The following is a 24,709-nucleotide window of genomic DNA, read 5'->3' as shown; positions in this document are numbered from 1 at the left end:
TGAATGAAGAATGATAGATTGATGCAAACTATGGAAAAACGGCAGGAGGATGATTATGATTAAAATCTTTTCGTCAATCCTGATGGTATTTTCTCTTTCCCCCCTCTGGCCATTGGGTCCGAACCCATTGCCAGGGGATCCATTTGTGATCGTGAATAAAAGTAATAATGAACTTGCCTTTATTAATGAGAATAGAGTCCAAACAGTTGTCAGTGTCGGCACAGGCAAGACGGAGGAAATGACCCCTGAGGGACTGTTTTCTGTCACAGTAAAAGCAAAAAATCCTTATTATCGCCGCAGTGACATTCCAGGAGGCGACCCGAAGAATCCGCTTGGGTCTAGATGGATAGGTTTTGACGCAAGGGAAACAGATGGCAGAATCTACGGCATTCATGGCACCAATCAGCCGGCATCTGTTGGAAAATATGTTTCTCAAGGCTGTATCCGCGCCCAGAATGAGGTTATCACCTCATTATTCCCACTGATTCCGCTTGGGACAAAAATTTTAGTAACATCATCCAACAAATCATTTGAAGCACTGGCGGAGGAAGTCGGTGCTATCAAATAAGTGAAAGGGACTGTTCGAATTCGAACAGTCCCTTAATTGTTTAGCTAATAGGAAATTGTAAATTTACTCTAAAAAATATATTTCCTCCCGTATAATTGCAGCTGCGCCTTATGGACCGCTCTTAGGGTCTTGTCAATCGACGAGTTTTCTTTATGATAAGAACTGGGCAATTCCAATTAGAAGAGTGGAAGCCAGCATAGCAAAGAGCATTAAATAAACAATAATTTTTCTGGACTTTTTTTTATTCAAAATGAATGCCTCCTTTTGGTTAAAAGGTTTTATCTACATTGTACTTGGAAAAGCCCAAAAGGACAACGGAACAACACAGCAATTCAGGAAGGATTTATGAACTTTCTCACGAATAATGTTATTGTCGAATTTATGTTAAAATTAAATGAAAACTCGGCGATTGGCGAGTCCGATAGGACGAAGACAGAGGCGTAGTTGAATTTATGCGTTAAGAAAGTATAAAGCTTTCGACAGAAAGTTTATACTTTCTTATTGGCTGAAAAAAGGGGGATTAGTAATGATTAAAAAAATCGATCATATTGGAATTGCTGTGAAGTCTTTGGAGGCGGTCCTTCCCTTTTATACGGAAGTGTTAAAGCTCCCGCTGTTAAAGATTGAAGAAGTGGACAGCCAAAAGGTTAAGGTGGCATTTTTGAAGGCCGGCGAGACTAAGCTTGAGCTTCTCGAGCCAATGTCAGAGGAGAGCACGATTGCCAGCTTCATTGAAAAACGAGGCGAAGGTATTCACCATGTGGCGCTTGGGGTGGAATCAATTGAAGCGAGAATTGCCGAAATGAAGGAGCATGGTATTCGGATGATTGATGAGGTGCCGCGGCCCGGGGCAGGCGGGGCAGACATTGCCTTTATGCATCCAAAATCGGCGTCGGGCGTATTATTTGAGCTTTGCGAAAAGAAACAGACAAAGGGGTAACAAAATGGATATCTATGAAGTGTTAAACGATCTGTATGACAAGCGCCGGGAGGTAGAACTCGGCGGCGGTGATGAACGGATTGAAAAGCAGCATGAAAAAGGGAAGCTGACAGCCCGAGAGAGGATTGACCTTTTAGTCGATAAAGGGACATTTGTGGAATTAAATCCATTTATTGAGCACCGCACAAACGATTTTGGAATGGAAGACCAAAAGGGACCTGGCGATGGCGTTGTGACCGGCTATGGAAAAGTCAACGGCCGCCCGATCTATTTATTTTCTCAGGATTTTACCGTTTTTGGCGGTGCTTTAGGGGAAATGCACGCTAAAAAGATTGCCAATGTAATGGATTTGGCTGCCAAAAATGGCACACCGTTTGTCGGCCTGAATGATTCCGGCGGTGCCCGCATCCAAGAAGGGGTTGTATCCTTAGACGGCTACGGACAAATCTTTTACCGCAATTCCATTTACTCTGGTGTCATTCCGCAGATTTCTGTCATCATGGGCCCATGTGCCGGCGGTGCAGTTTATTCACCCGCAATTACCGATTTTGTGTTCATGGTGGAAAAAACGAGTCAAATGTTCATTACCGGGCCGAAGGTTATTGAAACCGTTACAGGGGAGAAAATTTCGGCAGAGGACTTGGGCGGTGCCGGTGTACATAATACCATCAGCGGGAATGCTCATTTCCGCGGTGCAACCGAGGAAGAGGTTTTAGAGGATGTCCGAAAGCTGCTGAGCTACCTGCCGCAGAATAATGAAGAAAAATCGCCAAAAGTCGAAGTGAAAGAAGAAGAGGATTACCGTCCTGATTTGACGGATGTGATTCCCTTCGATGCTGTCCGCCCATACGACGTACGAAAAGTAATTGAACAGGTTGTTGACGTGGATTCCTTCATGGAAATTCACAAGGATTTTGCAAAAAATATAGTTGTTGGGTTTGCGAGAATTAAAGGGGAAACAGTCGGACTTGTCTGTAACCAGCCAAAAGTAATGGCCGGCGGTCTTGACATCGATTCTTCCGACAAAGCAGCGCGATTCATCCGCACCTGCGATTCTTTTAATATTCCGATTATCACTTTTGAAGATGTAACCGGATTCTTCCCTGGTGTTAAGCAGGAGCATGGCGGCATCATCCGCCACGGGGCGAAAATTTTATTTGCATATTCAGAAGCGACTGTTCCGAAGTTGACGGTTATTCTGCGTAAAGCCTACGGCGGTGCGTATGTGGCGCTTAACAGCAAGTCAATCGGCGCGGACCTTGTCTTTGCTTGGCCGAATGCGGAGATTGCCGTCATGGGCCCGCAGGGAGCAGCCAATATTATCTTTGCAAAGGAAATCCAAAACAGTGATAACCCTGAACAGACCAGGCAGCAAAAAATAGAGGAATACCGTGAGAAATTTGCGAACCCTTATGTAGCGGCATCAAGGGGAATGGTAGATGACGTCATCGACCCGCGCGAAACTAGAATCAAGTTGATTCAAGCCTTAGAAATGTTAAGGACGAAGAAAGAATCGAGACCATATAAAAAGCACGGAAATATTCCGTTGTAAATTTTGGGGGGGACCATTTTTAATGGTCCTTTCATTTGTAGACTCGTTTTAAAAAAAGTATACTGAAAAAGTAAAGTACATATATTGGAGGGTTCAGCAAATGATTAATCAAGAACGTCTTTTAAATGAATTTTTAGAGCTGGTCCAAATTGATTCGGAAACTAAACATGAGGCCGAAATTGCTAAGGTGTTAAAGAAAAAGTTCAGCGAATTGGGGCTTGACGTATATGAGGATGATACAACTTCTATAACTGGACATGGCGCCGGCAATTTGGTCTGCACCCTCGATGCAACGAAAGAAGGGGTAGACCCAATTTATTTTACCTCCCATATGGACACTGTTGTGCCTGCAAAGGGAGTAAAGCCTTCGATTAAAGACGGTTATATTGTGACCGATGGAACGACTATTCTTGGAGCAGATGACAAAACAGGTTTGTCCGTAATGCTAGAAGTGATTCGAGTCTTGAAGGAACAAAACATAGAACATGGCCAGATCCAATTTGTGATTACCGTTGGGGAAGAATCCGGACTTGTTGGGGCAAAAGCCCTTGATCGTTCGTTAATGAAGGCAAAATATGGCTACGCGCTTGACAGCGATGGTTTGGTAGGAAACGTAGTTGTAGCCGCACCGACCCAGGCGAAGGTTAAAACGGTTATCTATGGAAAAACTGCCCATGCGGGGGTTGCACCTGAAAAAGGTGTTTCAGCAATTACGATTGCGGCAAAGTCTATTGCGAGAATGCCGTTAGGTCGAATTGACCACGAGACAACTGCCAATATTGGACGCTTTGAAGGCGGCCAAGCGACAAACATTGTCTGCGACCGGGTTGATATTCTAGCTGAAGCCCGTTCGTTAATTCCTGAAAAAATGGAAGCGCAAGTTGCGAAAATGAAGGAAGCCTTTGAAACGGTTGCTTCAGAAATGGGAGGCCGCGCTGAGGTGGATGTGCAAGTTATGTATCCGGGCTTCAAATTTGGCGAAGGTGACCAGGTCGTAGAAATCGCTCGTAAAGCAGCTGCTAAAATTGGCCGCAGCTGCGAGCTTCAACATAGCGGCGGCGGCAGCGACGCCAACGTAATCGCTGGCTTCGGCATTCCAACCGTGAACCTGGCAGTCGGTTACGAAGAAATCCACACTACCAATGAGCGCATGCCGATTGAGGAGCTTTACAAGCTTGGGGAAATGGTACTGTCGATCATTGATGAAGTGACGAATCAATAAGCTTTGTGTAGGGGGAACCTGATTTTTATGGGTTCTCCTTTTTGATATACTATAGTCAAAGGGGGTGGCTTTCAATGAAGGAAATGTACCCAAAAAACGGGCGGGTCATTTTACATGTCGATATGAATAGCTTTTACGCCTCCGTAGAGATGGCGTACGATCCTTCGCTAAAAGGAAAGCCGCTTGCCGTCGCCGGCAACGTTGAGGAGCGAAGAGGGATTATTGTCACCTGCAGCTATGAAGCAAGAAAATTTGGCGTGAAAACAACGATGCCCCTTTGGGAAGCGAAAAAGCTTTGCCCGCAGCTGATTGTCAAATCGCCCAATTTTGACCGTTACCGGGCGGCCTCGATGGGCATGTTTGCGATCCTCAGACAGTACACAGATCTAGTTGAGCCTGTATCCATTGACGAGGGCTATATGGATATTACCGAAAGCTTTGAGTTCGGCAATCCTATCGAAATCGCCCAAACCATTCAAAAAAGAATCCTTGAGCAACTCGATTTACCCTGCAGCATCGGGATTGCTCCTAATAAATTTTTAGCAAAAACAGCTTCAGATATGAAAAAACCGATGGGGATCACGATTCTTCGCAAGCGTGATATTCCCGCCAAACTCTGGCCTTTAAATACGAACGAAATGCACGGTGTGGGCAAAAAGACGGCAGAAAAACTGAAAACCATCGGCATTCATACCATTGGCGAACTGGCAAAAGCCAATGATATTCAGCTAAAGACACTGCTTGGCATCAATGGTATTCGTTTAAAAGAGCGGGCAAATGGAAATGACCACCGGCCTGTCGACCCAGAATCGATTGATGAATTTAAAAGCATCGGCAATTCCACCACCTTGCCACGAGACGTTAGTAACCAGCAGGAGCTATATCATGTTTTGGAATCGCTTGCGGAAACTGTATCAGTTCGGCTGAAACGAAAAAATGTCCTAGCGACCACCATCGGTATAACCATTCGTTACAAAGATCGAAAGACCATCACCCGAAGTAAGAAACTTGCGAATCCAATCAGTCAAAAAGAGGAACTTGCTTCATTAGCCAAACAGCTTTTTTTAAAACATTGGAGCGGAGACCCGGTTAGATTGTTAGGAATCACCGGAACTGACCTAGTGGAACATGACAACGCCTATAAACAGCTGGATTTGTTTTCCTATGAAAAGGACGCCAAAAAAGAACCGCTTCTTAAAACACTTACAAATCTTCGAGATAAATATGGAAAAAATATTATCGAAACGGCAGGCACTCACCAGCCCGATGCTAACGAAAACCGAGGTACTGCGACTAGCTTTAATAAAGATTTTTTACAAAAAAACAAAGAAAGCTCCCCTTAGCCATATAAGAAGCCAAGTGGAGCTTTTGTTTTCATTACTTACAGATATCAACATACATATCGGACACTGGCCACCAAAAAAATCCATCCTTTTCCAACAGCTCATCTGCGGCTTTAGGTCCCATTGATCCAGATTCATAATTTGGATATTCTGCTTTCTCATTTTCCCAAACTTGAGAGATTTTATCGACAAACGCCCAAGAGTAGGCAACTTCATCCCAATGAGTGAAGTTTGTGGCATCACCGCGCATACAATCGTAGAGAAGCTTCTCGTAGCCCTCCGGCGTGTTCATGGCGTGAATACCGGTATTGGCAAAGCTTAGTTTTACTTCTTGAGCATCCAAGTGGCCGCCCGCTTTTTTAGCATTCAGATGCAGGGTAATTCCTTCTTCCGGCTGAATGTGAATGACTAAAAGGTTTGGATTTAGGATTTTTTCCGTCTGATAATACAAATTCATCGGGATATCTTTAAATTGAACAACAATTTTAGTTGTTTTGGAAGTCATTCTTTTTCCAGTTCGAATGTAAAAAGGAACACCTGCCCAGCGGAAATTGTCAATCATGATTTTCCCGGCAACGAAGGTTTCGGTGTTGGACTCCGGATCCACATTTGGTTCATCACGGTACCTAGGTACCGACTTATCGGCAATTGTTCCCTCACCATACTGCCCGCGAACAAAATATTCTTTTACCTGCTCACCCTCAACGGACCGGAGTGCCCGGAAGACGCGGACCTTCTCAGACCGAATTTCATCTGTCGTTAATTTGATTGGCGGTTCCATTGCTAGTAATGCGACCATTTGCATCATATGGTTTTGTACCATATCCCTTAGTGCGCCGCTTGATTCATAATAGCGGCCCCGTTCCTCGACACCAAGCGTTTCGCTGGAGGTCACTTGAATATTGGATATATAGCGGTTATTCCAAAGCGGTTCAAAGATAGCATTGGCAAAACGAATTACCTCAATATTGCGGACCATTTCTTTGCCTAAATAGTGGTCAATCCGGTAAATTTCATTTTCAGAGAAAGCGGTTCTTATTTGCTTGTTTAATTCCTTTGCAGATTCGAGGTCATGTCCAAACGGTTTCTCAATGACAAGCCGCTTGTAGCCTTTTACATCGGTAAGGCCGTCGGACTTTAAATGAAGCGCAATTGGTCCGAAAAACTCAGGTGCCATAGCCAGATAGAATATCCGGTTGCCTTCAAGGCCGTAGTGACCGTCTATTTCATCCGCCAGTTTTTTTAAAGCGGCATATGAATTGGAATCCGCTACATCGTGACTTTGATAGTAGAAATGGGACACAAACTCATCAAGGTTTGGCTTCTCTCCTAATGCAGCAATGACAGAATCCTTAACGGACTGCTTGAATTTTTCATGTGGCTGCTGGGTTCTAGCAATCCCAATCACGGCAAATTTGTCTAAACGGCCACGTTCGAATAATCGATAAAGGGATGGAAACAGTTTTCGTTTGGATAAATCCCCGGTTGCTCCAAAAATCATGATTAATGATGACAGATTTTGATCCATTATGTATAAACCTCTTTCCTAGCGATAATAGCTTTTATATAATCTTAGATTTCGCTAATATCTAAAATAGCATGTATCATTTTTGGAGGAAACAAATAAGCATTGGTTTACACTTTATGATATAGTAACGATAATGAAAAGTGGTACGGAGAAGAGAGGAGTTTTTACTTTGGATGTCTTTTTCTTAGGAACAGGGGCAGGAATGCCGGCCAAGCTTCGCAATGTGACATCAATTGCCCTCAAGCTCTTGGAGGAGCGCGGCTCTGTCTGGTTGTTCGATGCGGGCGAAGCAACCCAGCACCAAATCTTACATACCTCCATCAAACCGCGGCGAATTGAAAAAATATTTGTTACCCATTTGCACGGTGATCATATTTACGGATTGCCCGGACTGTTATCGAGCCGATCTTTTCAAGGCGGAGAAACGGAGGTTACAGTTTACGGACCGAAAGGAATTCAAGACTTCCTTCAAGTAAGTCTTTCTACCAGCCAAACCTATTTAAAGTACCCGTTAAAAGTGGTCGAAATTGAGGAAGGAATTGTTTTTGAAGATGAGCAATTTTCGGTGGAAGCCCGCCTGCTAGACCATGGGATTATGTCTTTCGGATATCGGGTGGCTGAAAAAGACAGACCAGGAACCTTGCTGGCAGATAAATTGAAGGAAGCTGGCGTAAAGCCAGGACCAATTTTTAAAAAAATTAAAGATGGGGAAACCGTTATGCTTGAAGACGGGCGGTTGATTGAACCTAACCAGTTTCTCGGCCCTGCTCAAAAAGGCCGGGTTGTGACGATTCTTGGTGATACAAGATTCTGCAAAAATGCGATTTTCTTGGCTAAAGGGGCTGACCTGTTGGTTCATGAAGCAACGTTTGCAAAAGGGGAAGAGCAGCTGGCATCTGATTACTTCCATTCAACAACTCATCAGGCGGCCGAAGTGGCGAAATTAGCGGAAGCAAAGCAGCTCTGTCTGACGCATATCAGTTCGCGTTATGACCGGCATGCGTGGCGGGAATTAGTCAAAGAGGCAGCCGAAATCTTTCCAAATACGGATATTGCCGAGGATTTTAAGGAAATTAACATTCCATTAAAAGGAGAAAAGCACTTACTATAATCGGTAAGTGCTTTTTCTAGTGGTCTAGGAAATTTTAGATTAATCCATTGTGGGCAACTCGCTGCCAAGGCGCTTGTGCTTTTGTTCCTTAAATCCAGCCGCGTTCATACTGCTTTGGAGCATCGATGGGGACTCCGAGCTCTTTGGCTGCTTTTCTTGGCCAGTATGGATCACGCAGCAATTCGCGGGCTAAAAAGATCAGGTCAGCCCGTTCGTTTTGTAAAATTTCCTCGGCATGGAGCGGTGAAGTGATTAATCCGACCGCGCCTGTTTGGATGTTGGCACCATTTTTAATGGTTTCTGAATATTTTACTTGATAGCCCGGGTAAACATTAATCCGCGCTGGAACCACTGCACCAGAGCTGACATCGATTAAATCAACATCCTGCTCTTTCATCCAACGGGCGAATGCAATGTAATCTTCCGGAGTTAACCCGTCTTCATGATAATCATGGGCAGAAACACGGACAAACAGCGGACCTTCCCAAACGGTTTTAACCGCATCAATCACCTCGCGCAAGAAACGGTAGCGGTTTTCGGCGGATCCGCCATATTCGTCCGTCCGTTTATTGGAAAGCGGGGATAGGAATTCATTAATCAAATAGCCATGGGCCCCGTGAATTTCAATGACATCAAATCCGGCTTTTTTAATTCGCTCTGCACCTTTTTTAAAGGCTTCTACAGTTGATGCAATATCTTCTTTTGTCATTTCCTTCGGCGTTTTTGATGCCTCATTAAAAGCGAGGGCGGAAGGGGCCAATATTTCACCTTCTAATACCGCCTTTCTTCCGGCATGGGCAAGCTGGATGCCGATTTTGGCGTCATGTTCTTTAACAAGTCCGGCCAGCTCCTGGAAGCCCGCGATATGCTCATCGCTCCAGATTCCCAAATCCTGCGGCGAAATCCGTCCCTCCGGACTGACTGCGGTGGCCTCGACAATGATAAGGCCGGCCTGCCCGACGGCTCTAGATGTATAGTGGGTGCGATGCCAGTTTTGCAGATGACCATCTTCATTATTGCTGGAATACATGCACATCGGCGCCATGACAATCCGATTTTTAAAGGTAACCCCCTTAACGGTATAAGGAGAAAATAATTTTGCTGCCATTTGCGAACCTCCTATTTTTCAATAATAAGCCACTATTAGTATAGCAAATACTGGTTATTTCATGAAAAATACTGCTTACTCATGGTCCTTCAGCTTGTCTAATGGATAAATCGTTCCCCTCCAAACAATCCCGCCTCGTTTGAAGGTCAGCCAGCTTGCCCGAATGATGGAATAAATAAACAATAAGGCCGTAAGGGGCAAAACGAGAAACAAGGCAGGGGAGAATACCGTCATTCTTCTGATAATCATAAAGTAATGAAAGCCGCTGAGCAGTATATTTCCGAAACTGAGAAGGGCAATCGTTTTATTTTCGTGAAAAATGGTAATGAAGGGCAGGACATTAGTGGTAAAGACACCGAATACCGCGAAAAACACCATGCTGATCCGATAGTTTAATCCGGCAAATGTATTTTTTTCAAGACCAATGAACGCATCGTGAAGGCTGCCGTACCACTCTACTTCGATTAGTTGGAGAGCTGTAACAATTCTCTGCCGATAACCCTCCTTTTTTAAAAGCATCCCCAGTTGCAGGTCATCGTCGGGCCGCATCTTGATCCGTTCATGTGTGCCAAATGTTTCGTAAGCTTCCTTGCAAATAAGGTTAAAGGCGCCAATGCCTGTTCCGGTTTTCGATTTCGGATTATTCGCAAGCCACGGGCGTTTAAAATAGGAAAACCCAAATAGGAAAAAGGCGACGAAGGTTTTCAGCCAGAAGCTTTTTGCGGATAAATTCGGTGCGGCGGTTAAATGGTCAAGCTGGTGTCTTTCTGCATAATGGAGCGCCTTGGCGAATGCTTCCATTTCGTATTTGATATCAGCATCGGTGAACAACAGCCATTTCCCTTGTGCATTTTGCGCACCAGTGAATAAGGCGTGGTTTTTGCCAAGCCAGCCATCGGGGAGGTCGTGAACATGGATGACCTTTATTCTTGAATCCTGGTGTGCCAATTGCTCCATTGATTTTCCGGTTTCATCAGTGGAGCGGTCGTTCACCAGGATCCACTCGACGTTTTTATAGGTCTGGTCAAGCTGGCTTAAAATACTTGCTTCAATATGTTTCTCTTCATTCCGAGCTGCAACAACGACCGATAATAATGGCCCGTATTCAAGCGGCTCCTCCCGCTCTAACGAATCTAATTTTCTTAAGCCGATTATGGCATCTAAGAGAAAAACAAGCCAAACGAAGAGGCCTAATGAAAACAATAGAATAAGTATGTTTTCCATTTCCACAATCCTTTGTTTTGCGTCTTACTCTTAGTTTACCAAAATTTTAAAAAAGTCTCTTCCTAACGTTTCCCAACCTGCAGCTGGCTGCACAAGGCATCTCCCATTCTTTTAGATTGGGCTGCTGCTGCTTTAATACAAGAAATGAATGCTTGTTGTACGCCATTTTCCTCAAGGACGCTAATGCCCGCCTCAGTGGTTCCGCCTGGGCTTGTTACTTCCCGACGTAATTGCCCCGGTGATTTGGAAGAGTTTTTGACCATTTCCGCGGCGCCGATTAATGTTTGTACAATCAACTGCTTCGCCATTTCTTTTTCTAGGCCGATTTCGACTGCACTTTTTTCCATCGTTTCAATTAGGTAATAAATATAGGCTGGGCCGCTTCCGGACAGGCCTGTTACCGCATCAAGCTGGACTTCCTCTACAAACTCCGCCAATCCGACGGTCCCGAAAAGTTGTCGGGCTGTCTCAAGCTGTTCTTCTGAAACACGACCATTTACTGCAATCGCCGTTGCGGATTTCCCGACTGCTGCCGATGTATTTGGCATTGCCCTTGCTATCGAAAGCGGCTTCCCGGCAAGTGCCTCAATTGTATCCATTGAAACCCCTGCAAGAACAGATACAATCAGCATGTCACCACGCAAATGGTCACGAATATAATCGATCGCATTCGCCGCATCCTTCGGCTTCATCGCCAGCATGACAATGTCTGCCCCTGAAAAAAGAGCATTTAAATTGTACGTTCCAACTACACCATAACGATTCTCCAAGTCATTTAATCTTTCTTGGTTTGAGTTGTTGGTCACCCAAACATTTTTCCGTTCCATTAAACCATTTTCAAGTATTCCTGAAATAAAGGCTTCCGCCATCGACCCTGCACCGACAATCGCCATCTTCTTCATGAAAAAACTCCCCCTTTTCACTGTGAATAAAATAAAAAAGACCCTTCATCCGTAAAGGACGAAAGGTCTTTGCTTCCGTGGTACCACCTTCATTTGCCCGGCTGCTAGTTTTGGCAGTTGGGCTTACTCAACACCGTTAACGCCGGGATACGTTAGGTTTGCCTAAATGCTCATAAGGTAGGTTCGATGTTCAAGTGGGCGGTAAAGTCTTTCAGCCTCCGGACTTCACTCTCTTTCGCCGTTTTCCATCTACTGGCCTTAATCATTGCATGTCAACGAATCAAATTTTAATAGTGATTATGCAGGAAAAATGGCTTGTCTGTCAAGAGGTAAATTTACATAATCTTTTGTTTTTTTAAAAAAGTTATGTAAAAATAATGACAAGGGTAATAAAAATGGGTACACTTTATTTCATATATTAGACAATTTATAACTATATACAAATTATGTATATTAATTCTTTTTAGTTAAAAATAACGTTAGGGGTTTTATCAAATGACAGAATGGAAAGACGGGATTGTCAAAATCTCATTGCCGACTCCTTTTCCAGTAGGGGATGTCAATGTGTATTTAATTAAAGGAGAGCAGTTGACGTTAGTGGATGCGGGGCCAAAAACAAAAGAAGCATGGGACGCCCTTACCCAGCGGCTAGCTGAATTAGACTTGCAGCCTCAAGATATTGAACAGGTAATCCTTACTCATCACCACCCGGACCATTGCGGCCTTCTTGATTTTTTTCCGGAATCCATCGATGTGTACGGCCATCCGTTGAATGAGCGCTGGATTCAGCAAACGGAAACATTTTTACAGGAACAAGAGGCATTTTTCAAAGAGCTGTTTGAAGAGTTTGGGCTGCCAAATGAGTATGCTCCGTTGACATCTTTTTTCAGGGAAAGCCAAAAATACTTATGCAATCGACCGTTGACTGGGCGGCTTGTGGAAGGGATGAGACCGCTGGGCCTTTCTGAATGGCAAGTCATTGAAACACCTGGACACGCCCAGAGCCAGATTGCCCTTTATCGGGAGAAGGATGGCATTTTGATTGGCGGCGATTTAATCATCGCTCATATTTCCCCAAATCCATTGCTCGAACCGCCAGCACCAGGGGAAAAGGAGCGGCCAAAGCCGCAGCTGCAGCATAATCATTCGATGCAAAAGCTATTGTCATACCCGATTAACGTGGTCAAATCCGGGCATGGCGAAGATGTCCACGAATTAGCAGAGCTTATTGAGAAACGGCTCATCCGCCAGCACGAACGGGCGATGACTGTCAACAATTGGCTGAAGGAAGAGCAGTTGACCGTTTTTGACATCTGCAAACGGCTATTCCCGAGTGTTTATAAACGCGAATTGATGCTCACGATATCGGAAACCGTCGCCCAGCTTGACTATTTGGCATCCATCGGAGAAATTAGTAGTAACGATACTCATCCCGTTCTTTATTACGCCAACCTTTAAGGAGGACGGGATTTCCTTGATGAGGTGTTTAATTGATGAACGGACGATTAAAAGATAGAAATATTATAATAACTGGTGCTTCTGGTGGAATTGGGGCGGAAATTGCCAAGCTTTGTGCCGCCGGCGGCGCTAATCTTGTTTTGCTGGCACGAAGCCTCGATAAGCTCCAGCGGCTTGAAACAGAGCTTGAAAAAAAGTATTCCGTAAAGGTTGAAGTGTTTCAACTGGATGTTGCGGATACGGATCAAGTGGAGAAAGTATTTGAGCACATTTTTGAGAGATTAGGCCATGTCGACATTCTCGTCAATAATGCTGGATTTGGGGTTTTTCGCGAAGCCCATGAGGCATCGATTGATGAAGTAAAAGGCATGTTTGAGGTGAACGTCGTTGGTTTAATGGCGTGCACTAGTATGGTGCTGCCAAAAATGCGCGAGAGACGCTTTGGTCATATTATCAACATTGCTTCTCAAGCCGGAAAAATTGCCACTCCGAAATCGAGTGTTTATTCGGCTACCAAGCATGCGGTTCTTGGCTACACGAACGCGTTAAGGATGGAGTTAGATGACTTTAATATCCAAGTGACTTCGGTGAATCCAGGACCGATTGCCACGAACTTTTTTAACATCGCCGATGAACAGGGCACCTATGTAAAAAACGTCCAAAAATTTATGCTCCAGCCGGAATTTGTCGCTCAGAAAGTTGTTGGCAGCATGCTGACGAAAACGAGGGAAATCAACCTGCCCCGCTGGATGAATATGGGCAGCGTTGTTTATGTCCTGTTTCCACGGCTGTTTGAAAGGATTGGGAAGAGGATGTTAAATAAAAAGTAGATTTGTTTGGCCTCTATTGAATCAGAGGCTTTTTTTATTTTAGCCCGTTAAAAACTCATACACCACGTCATTTACAACCTCATATAAATCCACATCTGGATCTTCGTCCTTCGTTTGGAGAATCCAGTGTGTGAGCTCTTCCAATTCTTTATCGCCAATCGGTGTAGAATCCGCTTCGTAATACTGTTTAAAACAGTTCTTGATCATTTTCACAATCAGCTTTTTATCCATTCACATGCACCTCATCCTCATTATATCGTTTTTTGAACCTTAGCCATATTTGGTAAGCCTCAAAAAATTTCCATTGAATGCGAACGCATATTCGCTTAAGATAATAGATATAATATTAAAGAACAAATGTTCGAATTTTGAAACTGTGAGGGATAATCATGGTTGATTACAGCACGCTGCCGCACAATAAAATTTTATGTGTCGACATGAAGAGCTTTTATGCAAGTTGTTCGGCTGTCATGGAGGGGCTTGACCCGCTGGATTGTTATATTGCTATTGTCGGCGACAAAAAACGGCAGGGGAGCGTCGTGCTTGCCGCTTCCCCAAGATTGAAAAAAGAATTTGGCATCAAGACGGGCTCACGGCTGTTTGAAATTCCAAACGATCCGCGGATTCGGCTGGTCGAACCGAAAATGGCCACCTATTTACGTATTTCGACAGAAATTTCCCGCGTCTTTAACCGCTATGTGCCAAAGGAAGCCATTCACGCCTACAGCGTCGATGAAAGCTTTATTAAAGTGGACGGCGCTCTGCATTTATGGGGTGATGCCCAGACGATTGCGAAAAAAATAAAGGACGATATCGAGCGGGAATTCCAGCTCCCATGCGCGGTCGGAATCGGCCCCAATATGCTGCTGGCAAAGCTCTGCCTTGATTTAGAGGCTAAGAAACACGGGGTTGCCGAGTGGACCTATGATGATGTGCAGACAAAACTTTGGAAGGTGTCGCCGCTTCGGGAAATGTGGGGAATCGGCAGGCGGGTTGAAAAAACGCTCAACGGCATGGGCATTTTCACAGTCGGCCAGCTCGCCCGCTATGACTTAGAACAGCTGGAGAAGAAATTCGGCATCATGGGCAACCAGCTTTATCATCATGCCTGGGGAGTAGACCTTTCCGATTTGGGCGCGCCAATTATTGAAGGGCAAATCAGCTTTGGAAAAAGCCAAATCCTGCTGCGTGATTATAAAGATGAAGAAGAAATTAAGCATGTCATTTTGGAAATGTGCGAGGAGGTTGCCAAGCGAGCGAGAACACGGCGGAAAGCGGGGCGGACGGTCAGCCTTGGCGTCAGCTACAGCCAGGATGAATTCGGCGGCGGCTTTAACCGTTCCAGAACCATTGGGCAGCCGACCAATGTCACGATGGACCTTTACCGTGTCTGCCTCGAACTATTTCACGAGCATTATAACGGCAAGACGGTTAGGCAGATTTCCATTGCGCTTAGCAATATTGAGGACGACTGTGAGCTTCAGCTTGATCTGTTTGACATGAAGGCTTACAAGCGGCGTGAGCTCGGTTATGTAGTGGACTCGGTCCGCAGACGCTTTGGTCCGGGTTCACTGCTGCGCGCTGTGTCCTATACCCCAGGAGGAACTGCTAAACATCGGGCCACGCTTGTGGGCGGGCATAAGATGTAAAATAATCGGTTATCCGCAAGTAAAGTTCACTGAACAGTAATAAGAGAAAGAAGGCGGGGCAAATGATTCGGGACCGTGGCAGAATTAAATGGACGTCGATGATGCTGCCTGAGCATGTGAAAATGCTCAGGGATTGGGTGAAGGAAGATCAGTATGAACAGAAAAAAGAAATGGATGAGCAGCAGCTTGAGCTCATGAACGAAATCTTGGCAGAGGCCATCGAATTTAACCAGAACGTGACAATTACCCATTATCGGAACCGAAATTATGAAATTGTCATTGGAAAAATCCATTATTGGAACGAAATCGAGCACAGGCTGCATGTGATTGACCGCTTTCAAGAAGTGCATCGCATTCCCATCGATACTATTGCTGACGTTCGAATGACGGACATATAAAAGAGCGACTCCAACTAGAAAGCCGCTCTTTCTTCACCTTATTTATTCTTCCTTAGGCACCCGAACCTGAGATTCGAAATTTCCTTTATGCGAACCATCGCAGAAAGGTTTGTTTTTACTCATCCCGCACCGGCAAAGAGAAAAGGATGGTTTCGTCGTATACACATTCCCTTCTCCATCCAGCAATTCCACATCACCTGTAATTCTAAGTGACCCATTATCGTTAACTTTAATTGTAACCTTTGACATCAGAGAAGCACTCCTTTAAAAATATTCTTATTATCCATGAGAATAACTGGTTTAATAGGAAAATGCAACCAAATGGCGGCAAGCAAAATAAAAACAGCCCAAACCAACATATGCTACAATCATCATATGCCTAGATGAGGAGAGTGTTAAACGTGGAAATCATCATAACCGAAGAGGCTGCCAAAAAAATAAATGAGCGGGCTGCGGGGCGTGAAGGCTATTTAAAGCTTAAATACGATACGGATGGCTGCGGCTGAGCAGTCAGTGGTGTTGCCGCTCTGTGGTTCACAGGCGAATTAGACGGTACTGAAGTTGAAATTGAAACGAATGACAGGTCAGTGTATATCGAAAAACACAAAATGGTGTTCTTCGACGAACAAATGAAGATTGATTTTTCAAAAGAGAGCAATTGCTTTCAATTAAAAAGTCCGCAGCAAATCCTGAACGGACGGATGAGCCTCGTCCTAAAAGAAACAGACTGATCCATTATGGACAGTCTGTTTTTAGCTTAGGTAAGCATGGTGGACATATTTTTCCAAAAATTCATCCACGACCCGCTTATAGTCATCCGGGTTTTCGTTAAAGGATTGAGCATGGACACCTTCTTCTGCAATATATAGCATTTTTGGGCCCTTTTTTTGTTCGAATAAATCATGAGTCATCGATGGCAGAATATAATCATCCTTCTGGCTATGGATAAACAAAACCGGATGCTTGATGTTTTCGATAACGGAAATCGGTGAAACATGGCGGATGGAATACTTATCGCGCAGGCGAAGGAAAGCATCCCCAATCGGAAGCAACAGCCCTGGAAAAATTTTAAAATCCCTTTTAATGAGATGGGCAACCTGCTCTTTAAAGTCAGAAAATGGACAGTCGGCAATGTAAAAATCGGCCCCATCTCCAAGGAGTCCGGCATACAGCAGCATCGTTGCTGCCCCCATTGATTCCCCGTGAATCCCAAGTAGCAAGTCTGGTCCCTTTTCTTGTTTAAGCCAGTCGACCACTGCTTTTAAATCAAATTTTTCGTAATGTCCATAGCTAGTGGTTTTGCCGCCGGACTCACCGTGGCGGCGATGGTCGTAAATCAGAGTATTAAAACCGCGTTCGAGGAACAGGTTCATGTATTTCACAGAATTCATTTTGTTTTCGGTTACGCCGTGCGATATGATCACATAGCGGTTGGTCTGATGGGGTTCCACAAGCAAGGCTTTAATCGCATAGCCGAACGGTGAGGGGATATCCACATCCCGTTTAGGCAGGGACTCAAATTCATCGGGATTGAACCTGCCGGCCTCCTTTTCCCGCTTTAAAATGAAATCCTCATCTTTCTTCTTCATATACATTATTCGGTTGGTAAAAAACAAACCGATCGCGAGCCAAAAAAATAACAAAATAAACAGGGTTCGAAAGGCCTTTTTCAAACGGGGCACCTCCAGATGGTTGGTAATCCATATTTTAACATAAGAAAAGCCGCGGCATCTAATGGGCGGCTTTGAATGAAAGGCATGATTACGATTCTGCGTTTTGGCGCTTTGTTGGATGAAGGGCTTTTTCCATTTCTTCTGCCGCAATCATCCGCTTGCCGCCTCCTGCAGTGTCTGCGTAGTTTTTCCCTCGCATGCTGTTCCCTTTATCGCGCTTTTGGCTCATGAACAAATCTCCCTTCAATGGTCTTATCATCTATAAGATGCTTAAACACAGGGGCGATTATTCACGAGACGGTTTGGCTATGGAGACTGAAATAGCCGCTTGTGATTTCCCTGGAGATATAAGGACGGACGATTTCGATGGCATCGACAAGCTTTTGGAGACCAATTCCCGTTTCAATTCCCATCCGCTCCAGCATGTAAACAACATCCTCTGTCGCAGTATTGCCGCTCGCACCAGGGGCAAATGGGCATCCGCCAAGACCGCCGGCAGATGTATCAAAGCGGTCTACGCCTGCTTGGAGGGAAGCAAGGATATTAGCCAGCCCTAGTTTTCTGGTGTCATGGAAGTGGGCAGTAATAAGGGTTTCAGTAAACTCCGCTTTAATTTTTGAAAATAACGAGTAGGCTTCCTGTGGAGCGGCCATTCCAATCGTATCGGCAACGCTTAGTTCATCGGCTCCGGCCTCGACAAATTCCCGGCATAGCTTCAATGTTTCTTGCTCTTCGATTTTACCTTCATATGGGCAATAAAAAGCGGTCGAAATGCAGGCGCGGACAAAATAATTCTTTTCTTTAAGCTCTTTGATAATCGGCTTTAATTCGGCCATGCTGTCAATAGTCGATTTGTTAATATTTTTTTGGTTAAAAGTGTTGCTAACGCCAACAAATACAGCAACCGCTTGACAATCGGTGGAGTAGACCCGGTCGATTCCCCGGCGGTTTGGGGCGAGGACAATGTTTCTAGTTGTATCATCAAGGCTGTCGGCCGCAATTTCAGCTGCATCGCCCATTTGCGGCACCCACTTCGGCGATACAAAGGAGGTCAATTCCATTTCTTTAAGTCCCGCGTTTCTCAATGCGGCAATAAATTGTTTCTTAATTTCTGTTGGTACAAACAATTTTTCATTTTGCAGGCCGTCGCGCGGCCCAACCTCAATAATTGTTACTTTTTTCGGTAAAGTCAGCATTTCCTTCCTCCTCGTCCTGTCATAATTTCATTGTACCGGGGTCGATTTTTTAAAAGCAAGAATTTTAACAAAAATGATAATTTTCTGTGTTAAAATAAGTTGAGAAATTCCATAAGGGGGAGAGTTCATGAGTCAAACTGAAGTTGTAATTGTTAGCGCTGTCAGAACCGCGCTTGGCAGTTTTAATGGTGGATTAAAAAGTGTAAGTGCACCGGAGTTAGGAGGAGTAGTTATCAAGGAGGCACTTCAGAAGGCGGGCGTGAAACCAGAGCAAGTCGATGAAGTGATTATGGGGAACGTCCTTCAGGCTGGCCTTGGGCAAAATCCTGCCAGGCAGGCGGCGTTTAAAGCAGGAATCCCAGAAACTGTTTCCTCGATGACTATTAACAAAGTTTGCGGATCAGGTTTAAAAGCTGTGCATTTAGCGGCACAGGCGATTTTGGCAGGAGATGCTGAAATTGTGGTCGCCGGCGGAATGGAGAATATGAGTCAAGCACCGTACATATTAAAAAATGCCCGTGAAGGCTTTAAAATGGGTGACCAAAAGCTGATTGACACAATGACATCAGACGGACTTACTTGTGTATTTAATGACTATCATATGGGGATCACAGCGGAAAACCTAGCGGAAAAATATTCAATTACTAGAGAAGAGCAGGATCACTTTTCAGCATGGAGCCAGGAAAAAGCGGTAAAGGCGATAGAAGAAGGACGATTTAAAGACGAAATCGTTCCGGTTGTCATTCCACAGCGTAAAGGCGAACCTGTTGTGTTTGCCGTGGATGAATACCCTAAAAAAGGTACCACTGCGGAAAAATTGGCCGGGCTTCGTCCAGCGTTTAAAAAGGATGGGACGGTAACAGCGGGGAATGCATCTGGCATTAATGATGGTGCCGCAGCCTTAGTGGTGATGAGCAGGCAAAAGGCGGAGGAACTAGGGTTAAAGCCGCTTGTAACGATTAAGGCCAATGCCAGCGCTGGGGTCGATCCAAGCATCATGGGTATCGGACCTGTTCCTGCTGTTAAGAAAGCATTGGAGAAGGCGGCCGTTTCTTTGGAGCAGGTAGAACTGATCGAAGCAAATGAAGCATTTGCGGCACAGTCGCTGGCAGTGGACCGTGAACTTCAGTTTAATAAGGAAATCTTGAATGTAAACGGCGGTGCAATCGCGCTCGGTCATCCAATTGGCGCCAGTGGGGCGAGGATTCTCGTTACTCTTATCCACGAAATGAAGCGGAGAAACGCTCAGTTGGGTCTGGCAGCATTGTGTATTGGCGGCGGCCAAGGAGTGGCAACAGTCGTGGAATTGGCGTAATATAGTAAAGCAGGCTGACCTAAGAGGGGGCCTGCTTTTTATATGATTTTTGAAATAGCGGGTTGTATAATGGAATAAAAGTAGTTTTTGAAGGAGCATCAAACCTATGAAGAAAAGACAACAACCTAAACGTCAGCCGAAAAAAGACGATGCTGCAGTTACGCTTAAAGACATGATGAATCCCGATTTAATAAAAAAATTAAAAGAGCAGCAGGAGCAATTGAAGGCGGAAGAAGATAGAAAACGAGAGGAAGAAGAGCAGAGAAAGCGGGAAGAAAGAAGATTGAAAGAAAAGAACAAATCCTTTGAAGAGCTGCTAAATGAGAGCGGCATGAATTGGAAGGAATTTAAATAGAAAAGAAATATCAATTTGAAAATTCGGATAGGCTGCTATTGGTGCACAAAGCTCCGGAAATATCAAAAGTTAGGTAACCAATAAGACTTATTGGGGCCCGAAACCCGATAGATTTCAAAAGTTGGGAAGCCAATAAGCCTTATTGGCGCCCGAAACCCGATAAATTTCAAAAGTTGGGTAACCAATAAGCCTTATTGGCGCCCGAAACCCGATAAATTTCAAAAGTTGGGTAACCAATAAGCCTTATTGGCGCCCGAAACCTGATAAATTTCAAAAGTTGGGTAGCCAATAAGCTTTATTGGGGCCCGAAACTCCGGAAATGACAAAGGTAGGGTAACCAATAAGCCTTATTGGCGCCCGAAATCCGATAAATTTCAAAATTTGGGTAACCAATAAGCTTTATTGGGGCCCGAAACCCGATAGATTTCAAAAGTTGGGTAGCCAATAAGCCTTATTGGGGCCCGAAACCCGATAGATTTCAAAAGTTCGGTAGCCAATAAGCTTTATTGGTGCCAGAAACTCCGGAAATGCCAAAGGTAGGGTAGCCAATAAGCCTTATTGGCGCCCGAAACCCGATAAATTTCAAAAGTTGGGTAACCAATAAGCATTATTGGTGCCAGAAACTCCGGAAATGCCAAAGGTAGGGTAGCCAATAAGCCTTATTGGCGCCCGAAACCCGATAGATTTCAAAAGTTGGTAACCAATAAGCATTATTGGTGCCAGAAACTCCAGAAATGCCAAAGGTAGGGTAACCATTCCCCCCCTGGCACATCCCCTCCAGAAAAGAATTACCGATGCTCCAAATAAACACTACCCTTAGTCAGTTCTTTAATTACCGAAACTTCCTCATCGGTCAGCGGCTGACTCCTAACCGCAGCAGCATTGCTCCTAATCTGTTCCACACTGCTCGCACCCGCCACAACCGAGGCAACCGCAGGATTAGCCAGATTATACTGCACCGCCACCTCTGTAAATGACCGGCCAGCACCTGCTTTTTCCTTCAAAAGAGCCAGTACTTCACTCAATTCACCTAAACTATAATTGAGATACCCTTTCCCTGAAGCCTTGTCTAGCAGCTTGTCACTCAACAGCCCTTTGGCCAGCGTTCCGCGTGTGACAACGCCCACGTCATGTTCAGCCAATAGCGGCAATGCCTCTTCCTCAGGACGGCGGTCAAGGATACTGTACTGCATCATCACAGAAACAATATGTGATTTCTCCACATATTCACGGATGACATTCGGCCGGATGGAGGAAATTCCGTAATTGCGGATTACTCCTTCAGAAACTAGTTCCTCAAACGCTTCTATTGTTTCATCAATCGGGTCATCAATCGTCCCGCCATGTAATTGATAGAGATCAATATAGTCTGTTCCGAGCCGTTTCAGACTGTTTTTTACCGCTTCTTTGATATAGACCTTTGAAGGATCCCAGGTCCAGCTAGAATGATCCGGCTTCCAGCGGTTCCCGACCTTCGTAGCGATAATCACCTTGTTGCGAACACTTTTTAACGTCTTCCCAACAATTTCTTCATTAACCCCGAAATCATATAAATCCGCTGTATCGAAATAATTGATCCCTTCCTCAAGAGCCGCTTCAATAATTTCTTGGGCCGCTTTTTCATCTGTTCCAATTGACATACAGCCGAGCCCTAGTTCCGTTACATACAAATCAGATCTGCCCAATCTTCTCTTCTTCAAAAAAATCCCCCCTCATATTTCTATAATTTTAATCAAGAACGGGGGAGACTACAAACAACAGGATTCATTTTTGCTTGACGTTTTGCACCCAGTCGGAAACATTCTCAAACTCTTTCCGATATTCCTTTAGCTTTCGCAGCACTTCCCAGCCTTTGCCAACAAGGATAATCCCCTTTTCATGCACATACACCTTCATCCCATACTCCTCCCAATTAAGTATGGTAAAATGTATGACGGGAATTAACCGGACTAGAACAGGAGTTGACGATAATGAGCAAGCTTGAGGAAAAAACACTTAAAAGCGAAGAAATTTTTTCAGGGAAAATCATCAGCCTTCACTTACAGGAAGTGGAACTGCCGAACGGAAAAACATCGAAGCGGGAAATTATCAAGCATCCAGGGGCGGTAGCCATTTTAGCTGTTACCCCTGATAATAAAATCATCATGGTCGAGCAATATCGTAAAGCACTGGAACGAACAATCGTCGAAATCCCCGCTGGAAAGCTTGAAAAAGGTGAAGAACCAGCCGGCTGTGCCCGCAGAGAATTGGAAGAAGAGACAGGGTATGAGTGCGAGAGCCTTGATCTGCTGACATCTTTTTATACCTCGCCGGGTTTTGCCGATGAAATTGTCCATGTTTATCTCGCAAGAGGCTTAACGAAAAAAGAAGATTCAGCAGCTCTTGATGAGGATGAGTTTGTCAATTTGGAGGAATTGACGCTAGAAGAAGTCCTTCAATATATAAAAGAACAAAAAATATATGACGCAAAAACCATTTACGCAGTCCAATACTTACAACTACAAGAGGCGTTGAAGAAATAATGAACCGCTATTATGTCGATTTACATATTCATATTGGCCGGACCTGGACAGGCAAGCCAGTTAAAATAACCGGCGCCAAATCTCTTACATTTACAAATATAATTGAACATGCACGCCATGTAAAAGGGCTGAACATGGTCGGAATCATTGACAGCCATTCTCCGGAAGTCATTTTGGAAATGGAGAGCTTAATTCAAAGTGGAGAGGTATACGAGCATGAGGATGGGGGCTTGATATTTGGCGATTTGACTGTCATTCCGGGCTCGGAATTGGAAATTTATGATGAAAACTGCCACGGCCCGATTCATCTTCTTTGCTACTTCCCAACGCTCGCTGTCATGAGGGACTTTTCTAATTGGCTGTCGGGACATTTGAAAAATATACAGCTAAGCTCGCAAAGGATTTATATCACTGGCATGGAGCTGCAGAAAAAGGTCAAAGAAATGGGCGGTATATTTATTCCGGCGCATGTGTTTACACCTTTTAAAAGCCTATATGGAAAAGGGGTTAAAAAGTCTCTCACAGAGGTCCTTGATCCGAACTTGATAGACGGAATTGAGCTTGGTTTAAGCTCTGACACACAAATGGCTGACCAGTTAGGCGAACTGCACAATTATACATTTGTGACTAACTCGGATGCCCATTCTCTTGCAAAAATTGCCCGTGAGTATCAAGTGATGGCGATGGAGGAACCAACCTTTAAGGAATTACAAAAAGCCCTTAATGGAGAGGACGGACGCAAAATTATTGCCAACTTCGGATTGGATCCACTGCTCGGCAAATACCATAAAACCGTTTGCGCCGAGTGTCTGAATCCGCTTCAGGAAGATGACCAAATTTGTGATTTGTGTGGTCATAGAAAAATCATTAAAGGAGTGGCCGACCGAATCCTTGAACTAAAAACGGCTGAAACAAGCCCGCCAGGACGCCCGCCTTATGTTCATCAGGTGCCGCTCGAATTTATCCCAGGGCTTGGACCGCGCATGCTGGAAAAACTCGTCAACCACTTCGGCAGCGAAATGGCCATTTTACACGAGGTACCTTTTGAGGCATTAAAAGAGGTTGTTCCCGAGAAAATCGCCGACCTCATCATGAAGGCAAGAGAAGGAAAAATAAACCTAGCAGCCGGCGGCGGGGGAAAATACGGAAAAATTGCGGATCAATAACTGCAATATTGCATATGAATAATCTTTTAAGCTCGCCAATAGGCGAGCTTTCTTTTATGCAGGATTTTAACGCTCGAACGATTGAAAAAATGAAGTACCCGGTCGTTATGGGGAGCACATAACGCCCGAACGGCGGAAAGACCAAGCGCTCGGTAGTTATGAAGGGTTCATAACGCCAGAATGGCTGAAAAAATCAAGTGCCCGGTCGTTATAAAAGGTCTCATAACACCCGAACAATGGAAAAAATGAAGCGCTCGGTAGTTATGAAGGGTTCATAACGCCCGAACGGCAGAAAAGACCAAGCGCTGGGTAGTTATGAAGGGTTCATAACGCCAGAATGGCTGAAAAAACCAAGTGCCCGGTCGTTATAAAAGGTCTCATAACACCCGAACAATGGAAAAAATGAAGCGCTCGGTAGTTATGAAGGGTTCATAACGCCAGAATGGCTGAAAAAACCAAGTGCCCGGTTGTTATAAAAGGTCTCATAACACCCGAACAATGGAAAAAATGAAGCGCTCGGTAGTTATGAAGGTCTCATAACGCCCGAACGGCAGAAAAGACCAAGCGCTCGGTAGTTATAAAAGGTCTCATAACACCCGAACAATGGAAAAAATGAAGCGCTCGGTAGTTATGAAGGTCTCATAACACC

Annotated in this window: 26 protein-coding genes and 1 pseudogene; 15 read left to right on the top strand and 12 right to left on the bottom strand. The window is 44.7% G+C overall.

All coding sequences use genetic code 11. The features are described from left to right. Nucleotides 1–55 precede the first annotated feature (55 nt). Entirely contained in the window at nt 56–568 is a 513-nt protein-coding gene (locus tag ACZ5AE_RS21125) for a L,D-transpeptidase (RefSeq protein ID WP_464566530.1), read from the top strand. Between the two features lie 150 nt (nt 569–718). Here ACZ5AE_RS21125 and prli42 read toward each other — a convergent pair whose 3' ends face one another. After that, nucleotides 719–817 carry a stressosome-associated protein Prli42 gene (gene prli42, locus ACZ5AE_RS21120; RefSeq protein WP_464566529.1) on the bottom strand — a complete coding sequence of 33 codons (99 nt, stop codon included), beginning with the start codon at nt 815–817 and terminating at the stop codon, nt 719–721. 277 nt (nt 818–1,094) lie between these two features. Between prli42 and mce the strand changes: the two genes are divergently transcribed. The 4 genes from mce to ACZ5AE_RS21100 all read left to right on the top strand — a co-directional run bounded on the left by mce (nt 1,095) and on the right by ACZ5AE_RS21100 (nt 5,625). Next, the gene (mce, locus tag ACZ5AE_RS21115) at nt 1,095–1,508 is read left to right on the top strand and encodes a methylmalonyl-CoA epimerase (protein ID WP_464566528.1); all 414 of its coding nucleotides are present in this window, start codon (nt 1,095–1,097) and stop codon (nt 1,506–1,508) included. A 4-nt stretch (nt 1,509–1,512) separates the two neighbouring features. Then, complete coding sequence (locus tag ACZ5AE_RS21110) at nt 1,513–3,060, top strand: acyl-CoA carboxylase subunit beta (RefSeq protein ID WP_464566527.1); 1,548 nt, start codon at nt 1,513–1,515, stop codon at nt 3,058–3,060. A 100-nt stretch (nt 3,061–3,160) separates the two neighbouring features. Next, nucleotides 3,161–4,282, top strand: coding sequence for a tripeptidase T (locus ACZ5AE_RS21105; RefSeq protein ID WP_464566526.1), 1,122 nt, complete (start codon nt 3,161–3,163; stop codon nt 4,280–4,282). A gap of 74 nt (nt 4,283–4,356) precedes the next feature. Continuing rightward, nucleotides 4,357–5,625 carry a DNA polymerase IV gene (locus tag ACZ5AE_RS21100; RefSeq protein WP_464566525.1) on the top strand — a complete coding sequence of 423 codons (1,269 nt, stop codon included), beginning with the start codon at nt 4,357–4,359 and terminating at the stop codon, nt 5,623–5,625. A 34-nt stretch (nt 5,626–5,659) separates the two neighbouring features. Here the strand turns inward: ACZ5AE_RS21100 and zwf are convergent, their stop codons facing one another. Then, a complete protein-coding gene (gene zwf, locus ACZ5AE_RS21095; protein ID WP_464566524.1) occupies nt 5,660–7,153 on the bottom strand; it encodes a glucose-6-phosphate dehydrogenase in 1,494 nt (497 codons plus the stop codon). 169 nt (nt 7,154–7,322) lie between these two features. Between zwf and rnz the strand changes: the two genes are divergently transcribed. Further along, complete coding sequence (gene rnz, locus ACZ5AE_RS21090; protein ID WP_464573692.1) at nt 7,323–8,264, top strand: ribonuclease Z; 942 nt, start codon at nt 7,323–7,325, stop codon at nt 8,262–8,264. Between the two features lie 88 nt (nt 8,265–8,352). Here rnz and namA read toward each other — a convergent pair whose 3' ends face one another. From namA to proC, 3 genes are all read right to left on the bottom strand, one after another. Then, a complete protein-coding gene (gene namA, locus ACZ5AE_RS21085; RefSeq protein ID WP_464566523.1) occupies nt 8,353–9,372 on the bottom strand; it encodes an NADPH dehydrogenase NamA in 1,020 nt (339 codons plus the stop codon). Between the two features lie 75 nt (nt 9,373–9,447). Further along, nucleotides 9,448–10,596 (bottom strand): glycosyltransferase family 2 protein, encoded by a 1,149-nt coding sequence (locus tag ACZ5AE_RS21080; RefSeq protein WP_464566522.1) that lies wholly within the window; start codon nt 10,594–10,596, stop codon nt 9,448–9,450. A gap of 62 nt (nt 10,597–10,658) precedes the next feature. After that, nucleotides 10,659–11,498, bottom strand: a complete 840-nt coding sequence (gene proC, locus ACZ5AE_RS21075) for a pyrroline-5-carboxylate reductase (protein WP_464566521.1) — start codon at nt 11,496–11,498, stop codon at nt 10,659–10,661. A gap of 495 nt (nt 11,499–11,993) precedes the next feature. Between proC and ACZ5AE_RS21070 the strand changes: the two genes are divergently transcribed. Next, entirely contained in the window at nt 11,994–12,956 is a 963-nt protein-coding gene (locus tag ACZ5AE_RS21070) for an MBL fold metallo-hydrolase (protein WP_464566520.1), read from the top strand. Nucleotides 12,957–12,991: 35 nt separating this feature from the next. Next, on the top strand, nt 12,992–13,786 hold the full coding sequence (locus ACZ5AE_RS21065; RefSeq protein ID WP_464566519.1) for an SDR family NAD(P)-dependent oxidoreductase: 795 nt from the start codon (nt 12,992–12,994) through the stop codon (nt 13,784–13,786). 39 nt (nt 13,787–13,825) lie between these two features. Here the strand turns inward: ACZ5AE_RS21065 and ACZ5AE_RS21060 are convergent, their stop codons facing one another. Further along, entirely contained in the window at nt 13,826–14,017 is a 192-nt protein-coding gene (locus ACZ5AE_RS21060) for a YqzH family protein (RefSeq protein ID WP_464566518.1), read from the bottom strand. Between the two features lie 158 nt (nt 14,018–14,175). On the opposite strand from ACZ5AE_RS21060, the gene ACZ5AE_RS21055 reads away from it, so the two are divergent. Together ACZ5AE_RS21055 and ACZ5AE_RS21050 are read left to right on the top strand one after the other, a co-directional pair. After that, on the top strand, nt 14,176–15,435 hold the full coding sequence (locus tag ACZ5AE_RS21055; RefSeq protein ID WP_464566517.1) for a Y-family DNA polymerase: 1,260 nt from the start codon (nt 14,176–14,178) through the stop codon (nt 15,433–15,435). 62 nt (nt 15,436–15,497) lie between these two features. After that, nucleotides 15,498–15,833: a YolD-like family protein gene (locus tag ACZ5AE_RS21050; RefSeq protein WP_464566516.1), complete on the top strand. Its 336-nt coding sequence runs from the start codon at nt 15,498–15,500 to the stop codon at nt 15,831–15,833. Between the two features lie 42 nt (nt 15,834–15,875). Here ACZ5AE_RS21050 and ACZ5AE_RS21045 read toward each other — a convergent pair whose 3' ends face one another. Next, nucleotides 15,876–16,082, bottom strand: coding sequence for a CDGSH iron-sulfur domain-containing protein (locus ACZ5AE_RS21045; RefSeq protein ID WP_213120283.1), 207 nt, complete (start codon nt 16,080–16,082; stop codon nt 15,876–15,878). A 275-nt stretch (nt 16,083–16,357) separates the two neighbouring features. Between ACZ5AE_RS21045 and ACZ5AE_RS21040 the strand changes: the two are divergent. Next, nucleotides 16,358–16,564 (top strand): annotated as a pseudogene (locus ACZ5AE_RS21040) (iron-sulfur cluster biosynthesis family protein); the annotation flags it as partial. A gap of 21 nt (nt 16,565–16,585) precedes the next feature. Here the strand turns inward: ACZ5AE_RS21040 and ACZ5AE_RS21035 are convergent. The 3 genes from ACZ5AE_RS21035 to ACZ5AE_RS21025 form a co-directional block, all read right to left on the bottom strand. Next, nucleotides 16,586–17,506, bottom strand: coding sequence for an alpha/beta hydrolase (locus ACZ5AE_RS21035; protein WP_464566515.1), 921 nt, complete (start codon nt 17,504–17,506; stop codon nt 16,586–16,588). Between the two features lie 88 nt (nt 17,507–17,594). Further along, complete coding sequence (locus ACZ5AE_RS21030) at nt 17,595–17,735, bottom strand: hypothetical protein (RefSeq protein WP_464566514.1); 141 nt, start codon at nt 17,733–17,735, stop codon at nt 17,595–17,597. Between the two features lie 61 nt (nt 17,736–17,796). Beyond that, entirely contained in the window at nt 17,797–18,702 is a 906-nt protein-coding gene (locus ACZ5AE_RS21025; protein WP_464566513.1) for a hydroxymethylglutaryl-CoA lyase, read from the bottom strand. Between the two features lie 127 nt (nt 18,703–18,829). Here ACZ5AE_RS21025 and ACZ5AE_RS21020 point away from each other — a divergent pair, with 127 nt between their 5' ends. Together ACZ5AE_RS21020 and ACZ5AE_RS21015 are read left to right on the top strand one after the other, a co-directional pair. Beyond that, on the top strand, nt 18,830–20,017 hold the full coding sequence (locus ACZ5AE_RS21020) for an acetyl-CoA C-acetyltransferase (protein ID WP_464566512.1): 1,188 nt from the start codon (nt 18,830–18,832) through the stop codon (nt 20,015–20,017). A gap of 106 nt (nt 20,018–20,123) precedes the next feature. Beyond that, a complete protein-coding gene (locus ACZ5AE_RS21015; RefSeq protein WP_464566511.1) occupies nt 20,124–20,372 on the top strand; it encodes a YqkE family protein in 249 nt (82 codons plus the stop codon). A gap of 788 nt (nt 20,373–21,160) precedes the next feature. Here ACZ5AE_RS21015 and ACZ5AE_RS21010 read toward each other — a convergent pair. Then, nucleotides 21,161–22,072: an aldo/keto reductase gene (locus ACZ5AE_RS21010; RefSeq protein ID WP_464566510.1), complete on the bottom strand. Its 912-nt coding sequence runs from the start codon at nt 22,070–22,072 to the stop codon at nt 21,161–21,163. A gap of 64 nt (nt 22,073–22,136) precedes the next feature. After that, nucleotides 22,137–22,268 carry a Z-ring formation inhibitor MciZ gene (gene mciZ / locus ACZ5AE_RS21005; protein ID WP_464566509.1) on the bottom strand — a complete coding sequence of 44 codons (132 nt, stop codon included), beginning with the start codon at nt 22,266–22,268 and terminating at the stop codon, nt 22,137–22,139. A 74-nt stretch (nt 22,269–22,342) separates the two neighbouring features. On the opposite strand from mciZ, the gene ACZ5AE_RS21000 reads away from it, so the two are divergent. Together ACZ5AE_RS21000 and ACZ5AE_RS20995 are read left to right on the top strand one after the other, a co-directional pair. After that, a complete protein-coding gene (locus ACZ5AE_RS21000) occupies nt 22,343–22,894 on the top strand; it encodes an NUDIX domain-containing protein (RefSeq protein WP_464566508.1) in 552 nt (183 codons plus the stop codon). Beyond that, nucleotides 22,894–24,060 (top strand): endonuclease Q family protein, encoded by a 1,167-nt coding sequence (locus ACZ5AE_RS20995; protein WP_464566507.1) that lies wholly within the window; start codon nt 22,894–22,896, stop codon nt 24,058–24,060. Before ACZ5AE_RS21000 ends, ACZ5AE_RS20995 begins: the two co-directional genes overlap by 1 nt. The last annotated feature ends 649 nt before the right edge of the window (nt 24,061–24,709 follow it).

The sequence above is a fragment of the Neobacillus sp. S1227 genome, assembly GCF_055385255.1.
This window is presented reverse-complemented; position numbering and strand designations above follow the sequence as displayed.

Excerpts from the sequence above, each read along its gene's own strand:
- ACZ5AE_RS21125 (WP_464566530.1), top strand. The coding sequence starts at position 56 with ATGATTAAAATCTTTTCGTCAATCCTGATGGTATTTTCTCTTTCCCCC.
- mce (WP_464566528.1), top strand. The coding sequence starts at position 1,095 with ATGATTAAAAAAATCGATCATATTGGAATTGCTGTGAAGTCTTTGGAG.
- ACZ5AE_RS21110 (WP_464566527.1), top strand. The coding sequence starts at position 1,513 with ATGGATATCTATGAAGTGTTAAACGATCTGTATGACAAGCGCCGGGAG.
- ACZ5AE_RS21105 (WP_464566526.1), top strand. The coding sequence starts at position 3,161 with ATGATTAATCAAGAACGTCTTTTAAATGAATTTTTAGAGCTGGTCCAA.
- ACZ5AE_RS21100 (WP_464566525.1), top strand. The coding sequence starts at position 4,357 with ATGAAGGAAATGTACCCAAAAAACGGGCGGGTCATTTTACATGTCGAT.
- zwf (WP_464566524.1), bottom strand. The coding sequence starts at position 7,153 with ATGGATCAAAATCTGTCATCATTAATCATGATTTTTGGAGCAACCGGG.
- namA (WP_464566523.1), bottom strand. The coding sequence starts at position 9,372 with ATGGCAGCAAAATTATTTTCTCCTTATACCGTTAAGGGGGTTACCTTT.
- ACZ5AE_RS21080 (WP_464566522.1), bottom strand. The coding sequence starts at position 10,596 with ATGGAAAACATACTTATTCTATTGTTTTCATTAGGCCTCTTCGTTTGG.
- proC (WP_464566521.1), bottom strand. The coding sequence starts at position 11,498 with ATGAAGAAGATGGCGATTGTCGGTGCAGGGTCGATGGCGGAAGCCTTT.
- ACZ5AE_RS21070 (WP_464566520.1), top strand. The coding sequence starts at position 11,994 with ATGACAGAATGGAAAGACGGGATTGTCAAAATCTCATTGCCGACTCCT.
- ACZ5AE_RS21065 (WP_464566519.1), top strand. The coding sequence starts at position 12,992 with ATGAACGGACGATTAAAAGATAGAAATATTATAATAACTGGTGCTTCT.
- ACZ5AE_RS21060 (WP_464566518.1), bottom strand. The coding sequence starts at position 14,017 with ATGGATAAAAAGCTGATTGTGAAAATGATCAAGAACTGTTTTAAACAG.
- ACZ5AE_RS21055 (WP_464566517.1), top strand. The coding sequence starts at position 14,176 with ATGGTTGATTACAGCACGCTGCCGCACAATAAAATTTTATGTGTCGAC.
- ACZ5AE_RS21050 (WP_464566516.1), top strand. The coding sequence starts at position 15,498 with ATGATTCGGGACCGTGGCAGAATTAAATGGACGTCGATGATGCTGCCT.
- ACZ5AE_RS21045 (WP_213120283.1), bottom strand. The coding sequence starts at position 16,082 with ATGTCAAAGGTTACAATTAAAGTTAACGATAATGGGTCACTTAGAATT.
- ACZ5AE_RS21030 (WP_464566514.1), bottom strand. The coding sequence starts at position 17,735 with ATGAGCCAAAAGCGCGATAAAGGGAACAGCATGCGAGGGAAAAACTAC.
- ACZ5AE_RS21025 (WP_464566513.1), bottom strand. The coding sequence starts at position 18,702 with ATGCTGACTTTACCGAAAAAAGTAACAATTATTGAGGTTGGGCCGCGC.
- ACZ5AE_RS21020 (WP_464566512.1), top strand. The coding sequence starts at position 18,830 with ATGAGTCAAACTGAAGTTGTAATTGTTAGCGCTGTCAGAACCGCGCTT.
- ACZ5AE_RS21015 (WP_464566511.1), top strand. The coding sequence starts at position 20,124 with ATGAAGAAAAGACAACAACCTAAACGTCAGCCGAAAAAAGACGATGCT.
- mciZ (WP_464566509.1), bottom strand. The coding sequence starts at position 22,268 with ATGAAGGTGTATGTGCATGAAAAGGGGATTATCCTTGTTGGCAAAGGC.
- ACZ5AE_RS21000 (WP_464566508.1), top strand. The coding sequence starts at position 22,343 with ATGAGCAAGCTTGAGGAAAAAACACTTAAAAGCGAAGAAATTTTTTCA.
- ACZ5AE_RS20995 (WP_464566507.1), top strand. The coding sequence starts at position 22,894 with ATGAACCGCTATTATGTCGATTTACATATTCATATTGGCCGGACCTGG.